Origin of the sequence: Mucilaginibacter sp. JRF, assembly GCF_015223065.1 — a bacterium.
Lineage (GTDB): Bacteria > Bacteroidota > Bacteroidia > Sphingobacteriales > Sphingobacteriaceae > Mucilaginibacter.
Genome location: NZ_JADFBY010000001.1, coordinates 1,058,143 through 1,075,692, shown reverse-complemented (window position 1 = coordinate 1,075,692; position 17,550 = coordinate 1,058,143). Strand labels below are relative to the sequence as shown.

Annotated in this window: 19 protein-coding genes; 12 read left to right on the top strand and 7 right to left on the bottom strand. The window is 40.5% G+C overall.

The window, feature by feature from the left end; genetic code table 11:
- Position 1: 1 nt before the first annotated feature.
- The 3 genes from IM792_RS04400 (at position 2) to IM792_RS04390 (ending at position 2,456) form a co-directional block, all read left to right on the top strand.
- Positions 2-1,072 (top strand): DUF5074 domain-containing protein, encoded by a 1,071-nt coding sequence (locus IM792_RS04400; RefSeq protein WP_194100569.1) that lies wholly within the window; start codon positions 2-4, stop codon positions 1,070-1,072.
- Between the two features lie 59 nt (positions 1,073-1,131).
- On the top strand, positions 1,132-1,704 hold the full coding sequence (locus IM792_RS04395) for a DUF6580 family putative transport protein (RefSeq protein ID WP_194100568.1): 573 nt from the start codon (positions 1,132-1,134) through the stop codon (positions 1,702-1,704).
- 71 nt (positions 1,705-1,775) lie between these two features.
- A complete protein-coding gene (locus tag IM792_RS04390) occupies positions 1,776-2,456 on the top strand; it encodes a Sir2 family NAD-dependent protein deacetylase (RefSeq protein ID WP_194100567.1) in 681 nt (226 codons plus the stop codon).
- Positions 2,457-2,542: 86 nt separating this feature from the next.
- Here the strand turns inward: IM792_RS04390 and IM792_RS04385 are convergent, their stop codons facing one another.
- Both IM792_RS04385 and IM792_RS04380 read right to left on the bottom strand, forming a co-directional pair.
- On the bottom strand, positions 2,543-2,791 hold the full coding sequence (locus tag IM792_RS04385) for a hypothetical protein (protein WP_194100566.1): 249 nt from the start codon (positions 2,789-2,791) through the stop codon (positions 2,543-2,545).
- 3 nt (positions 2,792-2,794) lie between these two features.
- The gene (locus IM792_RS04380) at positions 2,795-3,493 is read right to left on the bottom strand and encodes a DUF3291 domain-containing protein (RefSeq protein ID WP_194100565.1); all 699 of its coding nucleotides are present in this window, start codon (positions 3,491-3,493) and stop codon (positions 2,795-2,797) included.
- A gap of 75 nt (positions 3,494-3,568) precedes the next feature.
- On the opposite strand from IM792_RS04380, the gene IM792_RS04375 reads away from it, so the two are divergent.
- From IM792_RS04375 to IM792_RS04350, 6 genes are read left to right on the top strand one after another with little or no spacing between them, the layout of a single operon-like run.
- Positions 3,569-4,045, top strand: coding sequence for a GAF domain-containing protein (locus tag IM792_RS04375; protein ID WP_194100564.1), 477 nt, complete (start codon positions 3,569-3,571; stop codon positions 4,043-4,045).
- On the top strand, positions 4,046-4,693 hold the full coding sequence (locus IM792_RS04370; RefSeq protein ID WP_194100563.1) for an alpha/beta hydrolase: 648 nt from the start codon (positions 4,046-4,048) through the stop codon (positions 4,691-4,693).
- The gene (locus IM792_RS04365; RefSeq protein WP_194100562.1) at positions 4,690-5,292 is read left to right on the top strand and encodes a DNA-3-methyladenine glycosylase; all 603 of its coding nucleotides are present in this window, start codon (positions 4,690-4,692) and stop codon (positions 5,290-5,292) included. Before IM792_RS04370 ends, IM792_RS04365 begins: the two co-directional genes overlap by 4 nt.
- Before the next feature lie 38 nt (positions 5,293-5,330).
- A complete protein-coding gene (gene kynU / locus IM792_RS04360; protein WP_194100561.1) occupies positions 5,331-6,620 on the top strand; it encodes a kynureninase in 1,290 nt (429 codons plus the stop codon).
- Between the two features lie 8 nt (positions 6,621-6,628).
- Positions 6,629-7,486 (top strand): bestrophin family ion channel, encoded by an 858-nt coding sequence (locus IM792_RS04355; RefSeq protein WP_194100560.1) that lies wholly within the window; start codon positions 6,629-6,631, stop codon positions 7,484-7,486.
- Complete coding sequence (locus IM792_RS04350; protein ID WP_194100559.1) at positions 7,486-8,388, top strand: histone deacetylase; 903 nt, start codon at positions 7,486-7,488, stop codon at positions 8,386-8,388. The genes IM792_RS04355 and IM792_RS04350 overlap by 1 nt, the downstream gene beginning before the upstream one ends.
- A 1-nt stretch (position 8,389) precedes the next feature.
- On the opposite strand, the gene IM792_RS04345 is transcribed toward IM792_RS04350, so the two are convergent.
- From IM792_RS04345 to IM792_RS04330, 4 genes are read right to left on the bottom strand one after another with little or no spacing between them, the layout of a single operon-like run.
- Positions 8,390-9,748 carry an MATE family efflux transporter gene (locus tag IM792_RS04345; protein WP_194100558.1) on the bottom strand — a complete coding sequence of 453 codons (1,359 nt, stop codon included), beginning with the start codon at positions 9,746-9,748 and terminating at the stop codon, positions 8,390-8,392.
- A gap of 57 nt (positions 9,749-9,805) precedes the next feature.
- The gene (locus tag IM792_RS04340; protein ID WP_194100557.1) at positions 9,806-10,429 is read right to left on the bottom strand and encodes an ATP-binding protein; all 624 of its coding nucleotides are present in this window, start codon (positions 10,427-10,429) and stop codon (positions 9,806-9,808) included.
- Between the two features lie 15 nt (positions 10,430-10,444).
- A complete protein-coding gene (locus IM792_RS04335) occupies positions 10,445-10,894 on the bottom strand; it encodes a GNAT family N-acetyltransferase (RefSeq protein ID WP_194100556.1) in 450 nt (149 codons plus the stop codon).
- Positions 10,895-10,902: 8 nt separating this feature from the next.
- A complete protein-coding gene (locus IM792_RS04330) occupies positions 10,903-11,388 on the bottom strand; it encodes a DUF4442 domain-containing protein (protein WP_194100555.1) in 486 nt (161 codons plus the stop codon).
- A gap of 201 nt (positions 11,389-11,589) precedes the next feature.
- Here IM792_RS04330 and IM792_RS04325 point away from each other — a divergent pair, with 201 nt between their 5' ends.
- Positions 11,590-11,808, top strand: coding sequence for a hypothetical protein (locus tag IM792_RS04325; protein ID WP_194100554.1), 219 nt, complete (start codon positions 11,590-11,592; stop codon positions 11,806-11,808).
- A gap of 32 nt (positions 11,809-11,840) precedes the next feature.
- On the opposite strand, the gene IM792_RS04320 is transcribed toward IM792_RS04325, so the two are convergent.
- Positions 11,841-12,923 (bottom strand): acyltransferase, encoded by a 1,083-nt coding sequence (locus IM792_RS04320; RefSeq protein ID WP_194100553.1) that lies wholly within the window; start codon positions 12,921-12,923, stop codon positions 11,841-11,843.
- Between the two features lie 821 nt (positions 12,924-13,744).
- Here IM792_RS04320 and IM792_RS04315 point away from each other — a divergent pair.
- A complete protein-coding gene (locus IM792_RS04315) occupies positions 13,745-16,264 on the top strand; it encodes a P-loop NTPase fold protein (protein ID WP_194100552.1) in 2,520 nt (839 codons plus the stop codon).
- A gap of 173 nt (positions 16,265-16,437) precedes the next feature.
- Positions 16,438-17,487 carry an ATP-binding protein gene (locus IM792_RS04310; protein WP_194100551.1) on the top strand — a complete coding sequence of 350 codons (1,050 nt, stop codon included), beginning with the start codon at positions 16,438-16,440 and terminating at the stop codon, positions 17,485-17,487.
- Positions 17,488-17,550 lie beyond the last annotated feature (63 nt).

The following is a 17,550-nucleotide window of genomic DNA, read 5'->3' as shown; positions in this document are numbered from 1 at the left end:
CATGAGATCATTTAAACACAGCTACTTATTGGTTTTATCAGCACTGTCATTATTGGTGGCATCGTGTAGTAAAGATGATGAAAGCCCTACGCCCGATGACAACATTGGCAATGGAGTTTTCATTGTTAACCAGGGTTCTTTTTCTGCAAGCAACGCAACTTTAACTTTTTATAATACCGACACTAAAAAAGTTACTGCCGATATTTTTTCATCAGCAAATATTACCGGCCTTGGCTCAGTTGCTAATGATGGTGCCATTTACGGTTCAAAAATGTATATCACTGTAAACGTGTCGAGCACACTGGAGATCATCAATCCTAAAAATGGCAAGCTCATTAAACATATCGATATGAAGAATGGCAGCACCAACCGCCAGCCAAGATATGTGGCTTTCTATAAAAATAAAGCCTACATCACCTCTTACGATAATACCGTGGCTGTGCTTGATACCACAAGCCTGGAGATCGAAAAATTCATAACTGTAGGTCGTAACCCTGAGCAAATGGCCATTGCGAACGGCAAATTATATGTAGCCAATTCGGGCGGACTTGATTTCGGGAATCCCGATAAAACAGTTTCAGTTATCGACCTGAACACCAATACCGAGATCAAAAAGATTGAAGTACCTGCCAACCCGGTAAGCCTTGCTGCTGATGCGGGTGGTGATATTTATGTTATTTCAAATGGTAACTATGTAGATGTAATGCCCGCACTTACTATCATTAACAGCACTACCGATGTTGTAAAATCAAGCGCTACAGCCGATGTTGGTTACGGCAGCCCGATAGCTATTTCAGGTAATTTGGCTTACATTATTTCAGGTTCAGGTAAAATACAGGTTTACAATACCGAAACTGATGCCATCAGCAATGATAATTTTATTACAGGCAACTTTAAAATTGCTACCCCTTATGCAATAGCGGTTAAAACAAGCACTAACGAGGTTTACATTACAGATGCCAAGAACTACACAGGCGATGGTAAGCTATATATATTCGGCAGCAATGGTGCGGTTAAAGATAGCGCGGTTGTTGGCCTTAACCCGGGTAAAATTGTATTCACTAATAACTAATTGGGGGAGTTTACAAATTGCTATATTATCGTTAATTTCGCATGATAATTAATTAAGCGATGCCTGCATATAACATGAACACCCGCAATACTGTATTAATACTGATGATAATTGGCGCCATAGCCATGCGCTTTGTTACTTTTGAATTTCAACAACTGAGCAACTTTACACCTGTTGGTGCGGTGGCTTTGTTTGCGGGCACTTACTTTACCGATAAATGGAAATCGTTTTTATTGCCATTGCTGATATTGTTTGTTAGTAACATAGGTATCAATTATCTGTATACTGGTCAGGTTACCTTGTTCTCATGGTTTGATCTGGTAACGTACTCATGTTTCGCGCTTACTGTGTTTATCGGTACTTTCATCAAAAAGGTAAATGTGCTGAATGTATTGGCAGGTTCAGTATTATCAGCAGTATTATTTTGGCTGATAACAGATATGCCTTTCTTGTACGGAAACTTTTATACGCATGATATGAGCGGTTATATTACATCATTAACCAACGCCTTACCATTTTTACGTAACATGATCATGAGTGATGCGATCTTTGGTTTATTGCTTTATGGTGGCTTTGAATTAGCGAAAAACAAATACACCTTTTTACGTAACAAGCACGAGCTGGCTATGTAATTTGATGGAAAAATTATAAGCAAAGCGACTCGAATTCGGGTCGCTTTTTTTGTTTACCTATATTTGGAGATATGGAGCATATTGTAGTATTAACAGGAGCCGGTATAAGCGCTGAAAGCGGACTTAAAACATTCAGAGATAGCGATGGCCTGTGGGAAGGTTATAACATTGAAGAAGTGGCCACACCGCAAGCCTGGCGCCGTAATCCTGAATTGGTGCAGGAGTTTTACAATATGCGCCGTAAATCTGTTTTAGAGGCTGAACCTAATGCGGCACATTTCGCATTGGCTCAACTGGAAAGTAAATACAAGGTTACCATCATAACACAAAATATTGACGATTTGCATGAGCGTGCCGGCTCAACCAATGTTATGCATTTGCATGGCGTTATCACCAGATCGCAAAGTAGCCTCAATCCGAATCTGACCTATCCGATTGATGGCTGGGAAATTAAAATGGGAGAGAAGTGCGAGCTTGGTTCGCAGTTACGTGCCCACGTAGTATGGTTTGGCGAGGCTGTACCCATGATTGAACCAGCTGCCAGAGTTTGCGCACAAGCCGACATATTTATATTAGTAGGTACCTCATTAGCCGTATATCCGGCAGCAGGTTTAATTGACTACGTACCCGATGAGGTTACCAAATATGTTGTCGATCCAAAGATTCCCGAAGTTTACATCCGCAATGTGGTGCGTATTCAAGAAAAGGCATCAATAGGAGTAGTTTCATTGGCTGATCAACTCTTGAAATAGTGCCAAATAAAATTCTGTTTGATTAATTTATAAAATATAAATATTTAATTTTCAACTATAAGTAAAGATTATCGATAGTAAGGCTATCAGTAGTTATATCTAAAATAAGCATTCTTAAAATCCTTACGCATTTCGGTAAAACGGGCTGCAACTGCCTTTAAAAACTCCTCGTCAAGCACCTCAAATACACTATTAACGCCATCTGTTAAATCCATTTCGGGTATTTTGTAACTCTGTTCTAAAGTGCCTTGTTCTATCTTTACTATGAATTTATTATTCATGTTCAGGATAGATATTTTAAAATCCGGGTGGGGTAATTCTGCAATAATTCTCATGTTCTATAATATATTTTTCAAAGGGTCTGTTCCGTTAATTGTGCCGTAACTGGCAATGGGTTTAAATCTGGCAAAAAGTTCTTCGCTGTACCAGTTTTCCTGCCTTGTTTTCTTGATCACCTCTGCATGCTCCCGGCTTTTATAGGCAAAGGCTTTCATTTGTTCTTCACTTTGCCATAGCGAAAACGTAGCCTGACGATATACCGGCGCTTCACCTATACCAACCGACATAATATACCCGGGCGCGTCTTTCATCAAATTAGCTACTCCATCAACATTAGCCCAAAAGTTTTTGAGCCTGTTAAGGCGTATTGTAGCCCTCGTAAGCACTGCGATAGCCCCTTGATATTCGCTATCTGCAATAGTAGTTTTAAACGGCTCTTTGCCATCCCATTTGCCATGACTTTGCAGGGGTTCGCATAGCAAAGTCCAGCTTTCGGTGCAAAATGTTCGCCACCATTTGGCTATAAAAGAGTTCTTTTGACAACGGTCAAAATCAGCTTGACTATCCCAAACAGCTAATAATCCCCATTGCTGCCAATCGGGGTTAAGGTCAAATGTGCCGTTTCGCCCGGTACCCAACAGCTTCCAAAAGCTACATCCTCGTTGCAGCATTAATGGTAACCGATGTATGGCCATAGCAAATAAGGCCAGCGGCATATACACCTTTTTGTAACGCACAATAGTTAGGCTCACCATCATCAGCGGCTAAATTAAAACTTTAAATTATGATAATAGCCTTATTTAGTTTACAGCAAGCTTATTTACATTTGCCGCATGGCAGAAGATCTGAAAATAGTAGAACAAGGCACCAAACAAGAACGATACGAAGCGTTAATACCTCAAATAGAGGCTTTACTATATGGCGAAACAGACCTGGTAGCAAACCTGGCCAACATTGCCGCCGCGTTAAAAGAGCAGTTCAAGTGGTTTTGGGTGGGGTTTTACTTAGTTAAGGATGGTCAGTTGGTGCTTGGCCCGTTCCAGGGACCTGTTGCCTGTACACGCATTGCCAAAGGCAAAGGTGTTTGCGGTTCATCATGGGAGCAACAAAAAACACTGATAGTACCTGATGTTGAAGCATTCCCCGGTCATATTGCCTGTAGCTCACTATCCCGGTCGGAGATAGTGGTGCCCCTGTATGCAGATAATGAAGTGGTGGGTGTGCTGGATGTTGATAGCGCTGAACTTAATGAGTTCGATGAAGCAGACGCCAAATATCTTGAACAGATCATCAAGCTGATAAACTTCTAAATGAGCCGTATCTACCTGATACCGGGCTTAGGCGCCGACTGTCGTATTTATAAGAATATTGATCTTACCGGTCATAATGTAATCCATGTAAACTGGATAGAACCAGCCAGTACAGATACTTTAACAAGCTATACACAAAAGCTTATAAATAAATATGATATACAACCAGGTTCTATATTAATAGGCAACTCAATGGGAGGGATGGTGGCGGTTGAAATAGCCAATATTATGCCCATGAGTAAGACCATAATTATATCCAGCATTAAAACCTGTGATGAAGCTTCGGCATACTTTGGTTTCTTTAGGACGATCCCCATATACAAACTAATACCAACAAAATTGTTTACTTCTGTTGGTCCTTTGGTGCGTTTTGTTTTTGGTAGAATGAAGCCGGATGACCAGGCGCTTTTTCAGGACATGCTTAAAAAGTCTTCCCCTGCATTTGTTAAATGGGCAATGGGTGCTATACTTAATTGGAATAACATAAATATACCTCCAAACGTTTATCACATAACCGGCAGCAGCGATCTGTTATTTAACTGTCGCAAAGCTAAAGGAGCTCAGATAATTGAAAAAGGCACCCACATTATGATATTTGACCGTGCCGAAGAAATAAACCAATTGCTCAAAAAGATACTTACCGAATGAAGCTACCATATTCGTTTTACCTAAGTCATGACGTTGTTGATATAAGCCGTAAGCTATTAGGTAAATACTTGTTTACCAATATTGATGGCTTGCTTACCGGAGGTTATATTGTTGAAACAGAGGCCTACAATGGCGCGGTCGACAAAGCTTCGCACGCCTTTGGCAACAGACGCACGCTCCGTACAGAAACCATGTTTCAGGAAGGGGGCCGTTCATACGTTTACCTTTGCTATGGCATACACGAAATGTTCAATATTGTAACCGCTGTAGATGGCGTGCCGCATGCCGTGCTCATAAGGGCTATTGTACCTGTTGAGGGCATTGATATTATGCAGCTAAGGCGCAATATGCCCGTGCTTAAACCTAACATTACCGCAGGCCCGGGCTCGGTAGCTAAGGCATTATGTATATCGCGCAAGATAAACAATGTCAGTTTGTTAAGTGATACAATATGGATAGAAGATAGGGGTTTGATATTTAACGATGATGATATAAAAGCTGCCCCACGCATTGGTGTTGCTTATGCCGATGATGATGCCTTGCTACCTTATCGTTTTTACCTGAAAGGTAATCCGTACGTTAGCAAACCAAACAAATAAAATTTTTGTTAAGATAGTTTTTGCTATTATTGGCCTGCATGAACTACCAAACTACCGCCGAATTTGCTCAACAACTTGATGCTGAGGATAAACTCTCGGCCTTCAGAAATGAGTTTTTAATACCTCAGCATAACGGCCATGATGCTATTTACCTTTGCGGTAATTCATTAGGCTTACAACCCAAGGCAGCGCAGCAATATCTTACCGAACAATTAGCTACATGGCAAACCAAAGCTGTTGAGGGTTGGTTTGATGGCGATAAGCCCTGGCTTGATTATCATAAACAAGTCGCATCGCTGGTAGCGCCTATTGTTGGCGCTAATGATAGCGAAGTAACCATTATGAATTCACTTACAGTAAATTTGCATTTACTGCTTGTAAGTTTCTATAAACCAAACAATAAACGCTTTAAAATATTGATGGAGTCGGGCGCTTTTCCGTCAGACCAATATGCTGTTGAGAGCCAGGTGAAGTTTTATGACCTTGACCCTAAGGATGCCATTTTAGAAGTAAAACCACGTGCAGGCGAATACACTTTACGCACTGAAGATATACTTAAAGCGATAGAAGAAAACAAGGATGAATTAGCGTTGATATTGTTTGGAGGTATAAATTACTACACCGGCCAGGTGTTCGATATGCCTGCCATAACTAAAGCGGCTCATGCTGCCGGTGCTTATGCCGGATTTGACTTGGCACATGCCGCCGGAAATGTTCCGGTGCAATTGCATGATTGGGGTGTTGATTTTGCTTGCTGGTGTTCGTATAAATATATGAATTCCGGTCCTGGCGGTATAAGCGGGATATTTGTCCATGAAAAACATCATCAGGATCGATCATTAAAACGCTTTGCCGGCTGGTGGGGTTATCGGGAAGATAAACGTTTTTTGATGCAGCCAGGCTTCGACGCGGCCATTGGTGCCGCGGGTTGGCAGGTAAGTACCAGCCCGATCATGCTATTGGCTTTGCACAAGGCCGCATTGGATGTATTTGAACAAGCGGGTGGTATTACTGCACTTCGCGAGAAAAGCATTTTACTTACCGGTTACTTTGAATTCCTGATCAACAATATAAATGAAACTCATGGTCGTGAAATATATAAGATAATTACGCCTACAACGCCTGAAGCACGGGGCTGCCAGTTATCAGTGATCTGCAATTACAAAGCAAAAGAGATATTCAGCTTTTTAGTAAGCAAAGGCGTTATTGGTGATTGGCGCGAACCTGATGTGATCAGGCTTAGCGCGGTGCCATTATATAACACATTTAATGATGTGCACACGGCTTATCTGGCTTTAAATGAAGTTATAAAAGTTATTGATATTTAATTTATTATATGATAAACTACAATCCGAAAGAGTGGTTTCGATTTATATTTTCATTTAATCGCGCTGATACCTTGCGCGAGCTTTTTCCGTTGATATTGACTGTTTCGGCTTACGCGGCCATAGTTGAATTTATCTTAACACACCTCATCAAAATAACACCGGATAATACCCTGACCAAGATCACTTACGTTCATCAAACTATTGGTTTTCTGTTCTCTTTGTTGCTGGCTTTCCGTATCAATTCAGCATACGATAGGTGGTGGGAAGGTCGCAAACTTTGGGGTAGCTTGGTAAATAATAGTCGTAATTTGGCTATTAAACTGAAATGTTTAGTGAATACTCCGGAAGATGTAGCCTTTTTTAATTTCACCATTCCTTTATATGCACGCTCATTAATGCATCATTTGCGGGATAAATATCATCCTGAAGAACAGGATATGATCAACATCAATCCAAATAAACATGTACCCAACCAAATAGCATCAGCAATTATTGAACGGATATATAAGCTTAATAAAGAGGGCATTATCAATCAGGAGAAATTATTGAGCTTAAACCCCGAAATAACTTCATTTACAGATATTTGTGGCGCTTGTGAACGTATTAAAAAAACACCTATACCGTTTTCGTACAGCGTGTTCATTAAAAAGTTCATCTTCACTTATATCATGACATTGCCCTTTGCCTGGGCTTATACTTTGGGTTATTACACTGTGCCATTTATAGCATTCATCCTTTATATATTCGCCAGCATTGAGCTGATAGCCGAAGAAATAGAGAATCCATTTGGGCTTGATGCTAACGATCTGCCGTTGCAAAACATCAGCGATAACATAAGGCAACACGTTGGCGAAATATTTTACTAATGCTGAAGATCGCATTCGACCCTGTATACATCCATCCGCTGCCCGAAGGGCATCGCTTTCCGATGCTTAAGTATGAGTTGATACCTGAGCAATTGCTATATGAGGGACTTATTTCAGCCGAAAACTTATTCTCGCCAACAGAATGCCCCGAAGACATTATTCTGCTTACACATGATGCCAATTATTGGACTAACCTGCGCGATCTAACCCTATCACCAAAAGAGATCAGGCGCACGGGTTTCCCTCTATCCGCGAAGCTTGTAGAACGCGAAATACGGATAGCGCAGGGCACTATTGATGGCTGCCATTACGCATTCGAGAACGGAATTGCCTTTAACGTTGCCGGTGGCACGCATCATGCAGGCAGTAACTGGGGCGAAGGATTTTGTTTATTGAATGATCAGGCTATCGCGGCTAACTATCTGTTAAATAAAAAATTAGCAACATCTATTTTAATAATTGATTTAGATGTGCATCAAGGCAATGGCACTGCCGAGATATTTGAGCAAGAGCCTCGGGTATTCACTTTCTCGATGCATGGCGCAAACAATTTTCCATATAGAAAGGAGCGGTCTGACAAGGATATCGATCTGCCTGATGGAATAGAGGATGAAGAATACCTCTCAATTTTAAAAAAAACACTTCCACAACTCATTGATCAGCATCAGCCTGATTTTATCTTTTATCTTTCGGGAGTTGATGTATTGGCCACTGATAAATTAGGGCGGCTAAGCCTAACCCGTGAAGGTTGTGTGGAGCGCGATCGTTTTGTGCTCGCGCAATGCCACAGCAGGGGCATACCGGTACAGGTAAGCATGGGAGGGGGCTACTCGCCTCAAATACTTGACATAGTTGAGGCGCATTGCAACACCTATCGCATAGCTAACAATATCTATTTCTGAATTAATTAGTTAGCACCAGTTTCTTACTTAATTTATTGAACCTGAAATACAGCATTATAGCCGCTGCACCCAATCCACAAACCAAGCCGCACCAAACACCATTCGCACCATAGCCTAAGCGAATACCGATCAAATAACCAATAGGTAAGCCGATAATCCAGTAAGCGATAAAAGTGATAATGGTAGGGATATTTACGTCGCCCATACCACGCAGCACGCCTAAGCCAACAACCTGAGCACCATCAAATACTTGAAATACTGCCGCAAGTAATAACAATTGTGAGGCAATAGCAATTACCTGAGTGTCATTAGTCACTATCCAGGGCAGCCACGGATTAGAGACCACAAACAATACCGCTGTAAAAGCCATGAATATCAGCACAATGTGATAGCTTGATAAGGCTGATAAACGTAGCTGATTATAGTTTCTTGCCCCGGTATTGTTACCGGATTTTATTGCCGCCGCAGATGATAATCCGGTGGCAACCATAAACGTAACCGCGGCCATGTTGATAGCCACCTGGTGAGCGGCCTGTTCAATAGCGCCAATAGTGCCGATCATGATATTAGCGCCACCGAACGCGCTTACCTCAAAGGTACTTTGTAATGATACAGGTATGCCGATCTTCAGAATTTTTGCACTGCGAACTTTATCAATATGAGTTATCACAAAAGATTTGAGATACTTTTTGAAACGAGGGGCCCGCAATACATATATGGCCATCACTACAGCCATCAGGCTTCTGTCTATCAATGTGCTGTAGCCTACACCTCGTATTCCCATAGGCTCAATACCGAATAATCCTTTAACAAATGTCAATCCTAATATGATATTTATAACATTACCCCAAATAGATATTTGCATGGCCTGTTTGGTAAAGCCAAGCCCCTCAGCAAATTGTTTAAAGGTGCTGAATATTAGCAGCGGAATAATGGAAAAGCCCAATAGAATAAAGAATGGCTTTGCCTGAGCAACAACTTCGGGCGATTGATTCAGGTGATCAAGTACGTAAACCGAGCCGAAATACATCGCCATAAATAAAATCAAACTGGTAATTATGTTTATGATGAGGCTGTTTGAAAGCAATCGCCCACATTCTTCAAAATTGCCACGACCGTTCTCCTGGGAAATAAGCGGGGTTATACCATAGGATATTCCGATACCTATAAGCATCGGAATGATAAAGATACTGCCCACTAATGATACCGCAGCTAATGCAACAGTACCCACAAAATGCCCAACCACAATACTATCGGCCAGGTGCGTTGCAACGTGACCCACCTGCGATATTACGATAGGGATGGCCAGCTTTAATGTATCCTGATAATGTGGCTTAAATTTTAAATAGATCCGTTTCATAACGTACGGCTGTAACGGGCGGCAAAAATAGTAAATACGCCGGTAATAAGCTACTCGTTACGCTGCGGTGTAAAATTCTTCTTTTTCGGTAGTGTGCACCAATATAACACCCGACAATACCAGGTCAACCAATATACGTTGCGCCCGGCGACGGCCAATATTTAATAAAGTACAGAATTGTTTTACGGTGATGCGGCCCATTTCATCCAGATACTCCAACAATGCTTTTTCTTTCGATGAGTACTCGATCAACACACCCTGATCCTCATTTGATCGTTTTAATACATCAACTACAATTTTGCTCGCCAGCACACTTTTATCTTTCACACGGATGTACACCCACCATTTGCCATCCTCAGCAAGGGCATAATGTGGTTTATTATCGCTGGGAGGGATCTCGGCCACCAATACTACTTTTTGGTCGATATATATTTCCTCAAAAACAGGTTCAATAGCCGGGCGACAATAAAGATGCGCGGCTTTGGTGAGCATGTATTTTTCTTCTTCTTCTGATTTTACACCCAGTATAGCACCATTATCAGCAACGCCGACCAGCAATTTGCCACCTTTATTATTAGCGAATGACACCATGGTTTTGGCGATCTTCTCGTACCGGGTAATGGTTTTTTTAAAATCAAGTGAAACGCCTTCACCTTCAAGAATCAATCTTTTTAAGTTCATTTCACTTCCTTTCTGTTATTCAGTAGTTGTTGTATAAGGTTTATAGATCCCCATCCATCTGTCGGGGTTATTGATCACTTCAAAGCCAAACTGCTTATAAAGGCCATGCGCATCAGCAGTAGCTAAGGTCCAGCGCCGTAAACCTTGCAGCTCAGAATTATTTAATATAGTTTGAACCAGCCATTTTGATAAACCGATGCCACGATGTTGCTGTAATACAAAAACATCGCACAAGTAAGCGAACGTGGCCTTATCAGTAACCACACGGGCAAAACCAACCTGATCATCACCCTTGTAAATGCCAAAACACATGGAATTATCTATGGCTATTTTCAATTTCTCAAATGGCATTCCCTTAGCCCAATACGATTCATTGTTCAGGTAATTATATACCACATCAATATTTATATGGTCTTTATCGGTGGATATTTCATAGCCTTTATTGGCGAAGTAGGTATCGTTCATTAAGGTGGTCACTTAGCGGCCTCCTTCTCAAAAACAAAGTTCAGATCGCGCAGATATATCTCGTTTGTGAGCGATACGCATAGTTCATTATTAATATCGTACATATCAATAGCATAGGTTTTTACATGTTTACCATTGTATTTTAGATCACGCTCAACAAGAGCGATATCGTTATCTGTAAGCTTAATACTAAAATTAAGATCGGTACGGGCAGGCTTTAAGTATTGTATGGCCGATGACTTTAGCCAGGCTATAACTTTGTAGCCTTTATGACTAAATAATTGATGAAAAAGCACAGGATAAAACGGATCGGCAGCTGCGAAAATTGTACCGCCAAAAATGGTTTTGTTATAATTTTTGTTGAGTATGCTTTTGTTGATACGGACACTTAAGCCGGTAAAGCCGGGCTCTACTTTTTTTAACCAGATACGCTGAAAAAGGAGAGGGGGGTAAAAACGCATTGCCCATTTGAGGGTATTTTCGCTCACAACCATAATGCATTAAATATAACATTAAGGGGTTATAATATCCCTAAATATTTATCAACTATTGCTACAGAAATTAACATTGAATTTCGTGTGACATATAAACTATTTAGGTTACAATGAGTGCTTTTTTAAATGAATGTTTAAACAATATCATTACACTTAATGTTGTGCTGTTGATATTACTAATTAAACATTCAACATATACCTATGAAAAAGCGATTTTTAAATTTTGCTATTGCAGCCGCTTTTGTTGGCGCCATAGCTACAGGTTGTTATTCGCAAGGCGAAGCAACAGGTTCAGACACCACTGCTGCTGATTCGACCACAGCTGTTACAGATACATCAGCCGCGACACCGGTTACTGATACAGCTTCGGCGCCGGTACCGGTAGATACAACTAAGAAGGATACTACTTCAAAAATGTAATAAAAAGTCCCGGTATATATACCGGGACTTTTTTATGCCTTATCTATCCATTTTAACTTTAAATACCTACGGATAGGTATATCTAAAACCTTCATCACTATATATGCCAATATGATCATAGATATGGTTCCGGCTATCATGATGGGGATCATTTCATTAATCGTAGGTTTTTCTTTTTCTACATAGCTCATAAACAGCCAAATAAACGGATAATGCACCATGTAAAGCGGGTAGGAGATGTCGCCCGAGAATTTGCATAGCTTACCTGTAGCATTACCCAAACGAGCACCAGCACCCAGGGCTACAAACAACGGAAAGTATAAAATCACGATCAATGGATCAACAAACCAATTCCATTTTGGGTTAAACGGGATTAAAAAAGAGGCTAATAACAAAATCGCTATTGCGATAAAGCCCATGTTAGTACGAATTATCCATTGCGAGCGATAAGCAAGCACGCCGACCAAAAACGAAAATGATACCCTGATGGCGCCGCCGATAATATTATCGCCGCCCCAGCCAACACCCAAAAATCCTGATCTGTGCGACTCGTAGCACAAGGCTATAGCGGCTATAACGGTTAATATCCAAAGCGGTAACTTTTTTAAGCGGATAATTACAAGCGCGTAAAATATATTAGCCACATATTCCCAGAATAACGACCATGTGGGTGGATTGAGATGAAATAAATTAAAATAGCGCTCGTGCACCAATGGATACGGTATCATTAAACACGAGGTTAGAAACATCAAGAATATTTTACCCGAATACGATTGATACAGATTACTCATCGGATCATACACAAAGGCAACCAAGCCGATAACTGAACCAATTATCACCAATGGATGCAATCGAATAAGCCGAAGTTTGAAGAAATTGCCTAAACCAATTTGCTTTAGTTTCTCATCGTACGCGTAAGCGATCACAAAGCCTGAAAGACAAAAAAAGAAATCGACAGCCAAATATGCGTGAGCTATAAAACTATTGCTGTAATCAGGCACCGCAATTTCCATAAAATGAAAAATGACCACGGCAATAGCGGCAATTCCTCTGAGGCCATCAAGAGTTTGAAAATGTTGTTTAGTTTTTAAAAGATCAGTTTTAATATCACTCATAATAATTGGTTAATTATTGGAGTGGCAAATATGCTTTAATAAGCACATACATCAATATTACGATGTTTCATTTTTGGATTGTTCCAAACAAATTGTTCCTTTTTAAAAGTATAGATTTTTGTTTAAATATGCGATTTCGAACTCTAAAGAGTACTTTTATACTTTAAGTGTCTAAAACAAATTATTCCTTTTTTGGAAAACTTTGAATGTTGATAAAACAAATTATTCCAAAAATTATTTTGAATGCATTGTTTTTCAGTGTTTTACAGCGGTTATTGGTTTCTTGATTGATGTGTTTGTTCAACTACAATTAAAGAATCGCTTTAATAATGTATTTTATGCGTACAAGCTCATCTATGGTTTTATCCCTCAATGCGCTAAATAGATTTCTTCAACAGTAAGGTATTCAGTGCAACGGGTATATAAGTTGGAAAAAACATATTTTTCAATACAGACGTTTAAGCTCAAAGACTTAGAATCTTTTATTCACCGGTTCGATTCCGGTGTAGTGTATGTATAGGATTTTTGTCTGATTTTCGAAAGGGTTGTTCCAAAAGAGCAACCCTTTCTCATTAAGAATCAGCGACCAGGCTGATGGAAGGGCTTTTTTGCGCGCGGCGCATTGCGGCGCCAAATTGGAAGCTTCGCTAATGACAGAAGTCTAATTTATTGAAAATAGTTATGATAACAGTTGTAAGCCTAGAAAATACACTGACATCACTTACCTGATATTGCAGCACTCCCTTCTCAGAGATACTGATGTGGAAAGTTTTTTGGGATGAGGTTAAAGGGATGTTTTATCTTTAGCTAAAAATCTGAACTTGAAATTAAACCGCTATTCTTTACCTGTCATTGTTGCTTCCTTGTTGGCAGCTTTATTGTTCTTTTTCCGGTTACCAGTGAGTCGTCTGCTAGATGTATTACTGGTAAGGCCCCTGTTCGCTGATGTAGAAGCCGGTATATGGACTGACTTGGTACTGTATGCCGTTTTACTATTGTTGGCATGCTGGACAGCAAAAAGCCAGGCGCGTATTTTTCTATATCGGTTGGTTTTGTATGGCCTGGTCTTTTATGTGTTGCAACGCACCAATAGTTATTGGGTGTTTTACAGACTGTCAACTTTTGATGAACTTGTTTATTGGGATTTGTTCGCTATTACATTGTTGCTGTTATTGCCGTTAAGTTATGTTTTAAAAGAAGAAAGCAACCATAGTGCTACAGCAAACAATGAAGGCTTTATAGAGGATAATGCGGTTACGGATGTGGAGGATGACCATTTCAGGCGAAGTATTGCAGCTAAAGAAATTGCACGACTGGTTAAGTTGACCCATAACAAGAAGTCTTTTGCAATAGGCATTCTTGGGGAATATGGCAGTGGTAAGACTTCTTTTTTAAACTTGATACACGGTGAATTGAGCCGTAATGACGTGCTGAAGATTGCTTTTGACCCGTGGAGTGCGGGCAGTCCGGAAACCATACGGCGTGAGTTTTTCGATTTGTTGGCCAGCAAGGTTGCCGAAGTTGATTTGAGCGTGTCGGCGCTGATTTATAGCTATGGACGCAGGTTAGCGGGCTTTGATGCACGTTCGCTTTCACTACTGAACTGGCTAGGCTTTTTGGGCAACAAGGGTTCTGTCCAGAGTTCCGGTGAGTACCAGCGGATCAACCAAATGATCAGTTCGACTGGTCGCAAGATTGTGATCACGATCGATGATCTTGACCGTTTGCACCCGGCTGAAATTATGGAGGTACTGAAGCTCATCCGTAATACCGCGAATTTTTCAAATGTGTTCTATCTTGTCGGGTACGATAAGGGCTATGTGCAGGGGGCGATCAAAACCTTGAATGATGCCGGTAGTTTGGATTATCTCGACAAAATTTTTCAGTTAGAAATACCTTTGCCAAAGCGTGAGGAAGATGACCTACTCGTCACCCTACAGGAACGTCTGAAAGAAATGGTAACGCCTGAACACTATGCGGTCTTTGAAAATATCATGATCCCTAATGGTTTCCGCAGTCGCTACGAAAAAGCCTACAGCGGTGTGTTACGCCAGGGGCGAGACGTAGTGCGTTTTATCAATGGGTTCAAGATCATTTACAAACTGATCGGCGAAGAAGTGGATTTTGAATGTCTGGTGCTATTGGAAATGATCAAGTTCCGGTTTCCCGCTATATACGAACTGCTCTATGTGCAGCATGACGTTTTTCTCTACGAACAACCTTTGCGTTCAAGCCACCAGCAATATTATTCCCCGGTGATGGTGAAGGCCGAAGGATCGACGAAGCGTTCTGATGAGGTTTCCTTGTTTAAAACTCATATTGAAAAACTAGGCTGGCTATCTCCTGAAGAGGTGTCGCTTTTGGATGGGCTGTTCATGGCATTGTTCAAGGGCAGCCTTTATCATCATCCCGATTCCAAGAACTCGATCTCCTATCCGTTATACTTCGAGATTTATTTCCGGTACAGGTTGTCCCAGCGTGACCTTTCCGATAAGGATTTTAAAGCGGCATTGGCTTCGGGACACATGCGGGAATATATGGACTATTGCGCCAGTCACGGGCTGCACAAGGAATTGATGGTTAGATTAATGCAGGAAGACATCAATAAGGACAGGCGGCATTTTGAGCAGGTCATTCGCTGGATATTTGCTTTCGGACGGACTTACGTGCAAAAGGAAAGCAAGTTTAGTTTTGACTATGAAGCACTGGTCGATAAGATTTATAATTACCACAACAACACTACCGATAAATTGTACAAAAAAGATGTTGATGCCTACAAACGGTTCATCGATCACCTGTTCGGGACTGCAATTGCGCCGTTCCTTTTTGAAAATGAGCTGCTCTACCAGCTTAAGAAAAAGGGCGAGGGTTTTGTAATATCGCTTAATGAAATGACAGTTCATCAATATTCTTATTTTACGCAAATGGCCGATAGTGGGCACGGGCTTAGCGAAGATACGCTATGGCTGTTCTATGGTGCCAGGGAGCATTATCGTGTTCCTGCTGATGAAAAAGGCGCATATTATGAAAAATGGCGTTTCGAGCCTTCATTGGCTAATAAAATGAAACAGTATCTTGCTGATAAAGACCCGAAGGAGTTTTTGAAGTTCAGCATACAACAAGACATGCGTGATCGTTCGCAGGCTTTTATACATAGAGAGGTGATGGAGATGTTTGATGCGCCAGCTGAATACCGCAGTTTGGTGGCGGAGAATCCGGCGCTGGATGATGAAATACAAAAGGAATACTTAGAACTGTTCGACAAACTGGCGGAAACAAACTTCCAGCAGTATGCGGAAATAGACCTGAAAACCGAATTGCATAAACCTGAACGCGGCTGACCCCATTGAATTTTTGCCTGTGTCGGAAGATCTTTGATGATTATAGCCTCTCCACCCATTTGATAACAGCGTCCAAACAGACAATTTTAAAGTTTTCCGTCCGTGTACAATCACCAGGAGGCCTTGGCAATTCTTAGGTGAAAAATTTGTAAATTTATTAGGAATAGAAAAGCATGAAAGAAATTATCATCAATCTGATTGAAAACGAAAGTGAAAACACCAGATTAGATTTTAAGATAGAGCAGTATCCTATTGAAAAAGGCAATATTAAGAAAGCTGAATTTTTAAAAGATATGTGCGCATTTGCAAACCTTCTTAGTAAAGAGGATAAGTTTATTATTATAGGAGCCGAAGAAAAAAATGGCATTGCAATTGGTTTTAAACCTATTGATGTATTGCATGACCAAGCATCATATCAACAATTTTTAAATCAATATATAGAACCTGAAATAAATTTTGAGTACAAAGAGATTATACACCAAGGAAATCGTTTAGCTTACTTCAGACTCTTTACCAACAATAAAAGACCATATTTATTCAAGAAAGAATATAAGGACACTCAGCCGAAAGGAAATCAGTATCGAATCGGTACAGGGTTTGTTAGGACAGGAACTTCAACACGAGAACTAAAACGAGATGATTTTGAAAAAATATATTCTGAACGCTTTGCCACTAAAGACCGTAGCAAAGAAATAGATTTTAAAATAACACTTGGCGGATTCAAGTCTTCAGAGTTGAGAAGCACTATGTATAGACATCTGCAAGTTGATGTGACAAATTTATCAAATACTTCTATCGACCTAGACGTTGAGGCCAAAATTTATAATAACGGCGGTGTTAGCGCTCACTGTACACTAGATGTCGAACGTAAGATTGCCGAGGATAGGCGTGATAAAAGCCTATTCGCTTACACTCAATATTCAGAAAAAATGTTACCCCCACATTTGTTCATGGATATGAATGTAGAATTTAAAAAACATGCGGCTTATTCTATCTACGAAATTACTCCTAAAAAAGGCACTCATACAGCCCTTCGTGTAAAACAGAAAGGGACAGAAACGGATATCTTTAACGGTCAAATTACTTTGATTTTTTCAAAGCCAGCAGAGGTAAAAATTGAACTCATTGTACGGAGCAATGATTTCTCAGACGGACCAAAAACCTTTCCATTCAGTTTTTCGGAAGACGAGACTCTGCAAGTTTTAGACCCGTGGGACTTGTAATGCACTATGCAATCATTTATCAAATTTCTAAAAAACTGCTTATTTGTATCAATTCGTCCACAA

Bases quoted from the DNA above. Each gene is read 5' to 3' on its own strand.
- IM792_RS04350 (WP_194100559.1), top strand. From the start codon at position 7,486: ATGCTGAAGATCGCATTCGACCCTGTATACATCCATCCGCTGCCCGAA.
- IM792_RS04375 (WP_194100564.1), top strand. From the start codon at position 3,569: ATGGCAGAAGATCTGAAAATAGTAGAACAAGGCACCAAACAAGAACGA.
- IM792_RS04385 (WP_194100566.1), bottom strand. From the start codon at position 2,791: ATGAGAATTATTGCAGAATTACCCCACCCGGATTTTAAAATATCTATC.
- IM792_RS04365 (WP_194100562.1), top strand. From the start codon at position 4,690: ATGAAGCTACCATATTCGTTTTACCTAAGTCATGACGTTGTTGATATA.
- IM792_RS04400 (WP_194100569.1), top strand. From the start codon at position 2: ATGAGATCATTTAAACACAGCTACTTATTGGTTTTATCAGCACTGTCA.
- IM792_RS04355 (WP_194100560.1), top strand. From the start codon at position 6,629: ATGATAAACTACAATCCGAAAGAGTGGTTTCGATTTATATTTTCATTT.
- IM792_RS04370 (WP_194100563.1), top strand. From the start codon at position 4,046: ATGAGCCGTATCTACCTGATACCGGGCTTAGGCGCCGACTGTCGTATT.
- IM792_RS04320 (WP_194100553.1), bottom strand. From the start codon at position 12,923: ATGAGTGATATTAAAACTGATCTTTTAAAAACTAAACAACATTTTCAA.
- IM792_RS04345 (WP_194100558.1), bottom strand. From the start codon at position 9,748: ATGAAACGGATCTATTTAAAATTTAAGCCACATTATCAGGATACATTA.
- IM792_RS04340 (WP_194100557.1), bottom strand. From the start codon at position 10,429: ATGAACTTAAAAAGATTGATTCTTGAAGGTGAAGGCGTTTCACTTGAT.
- IM792_RS04310 (WP_194100551.1), top strand. From the start codon at position 16,438: ATGAAAGAAATTATCATCAATCTGATTGAAAACGAAAGTGAAAACACC.
- IM792_RS04380 (WP_194100565.1), bottom strand. From the start codon at position 3,493: ATGATGGTGAGCCTAACTATTGTGCGTTACAAAAAGGTGTATATGCCG.
- IM792_RS04330 (WP_194100555.1), bottom strand. From the start codon at position 11,388: ATGGTTGTGAGCGAAAATACCCTCAAATGGGCAATGCGTTTTTACCCC.
- IM792_RS04335 (WP_194100556.1), bottom strand. From the start codon at position 10,894: ATGAACGATACCTACTTCGCCAATAAAGGCTATGAAATATCCACCGAT.
- IM792_RS04390 (WP_194100567.1), top strand. From the start codon at position 1,776: ATGGAGCATATTGTAGTATTAACAGGAGCCGGTATAAGCGCTGAAAGC.
- kynU (WP_194100561.1), top strand. From the start codon at position 5,331: ATGAACTACCAAACTACCGCCGAATTTGCTCAACAACTTGATGCTGAG.
- IM792_RS04325 (WP_194100554.1), top strand. From the start codon at position 11,590: ATGAAAAAGCGATTTTTAAATTTTGCTATTGCAGCCGCTTTTGTTGGC.
- IM792_RS04395 (WP_194100568.1), top strand. From the start codon at position 1,132: ATGCCTGCATATAACATGAACACCCGCAATACTGTATTAATACTGATG.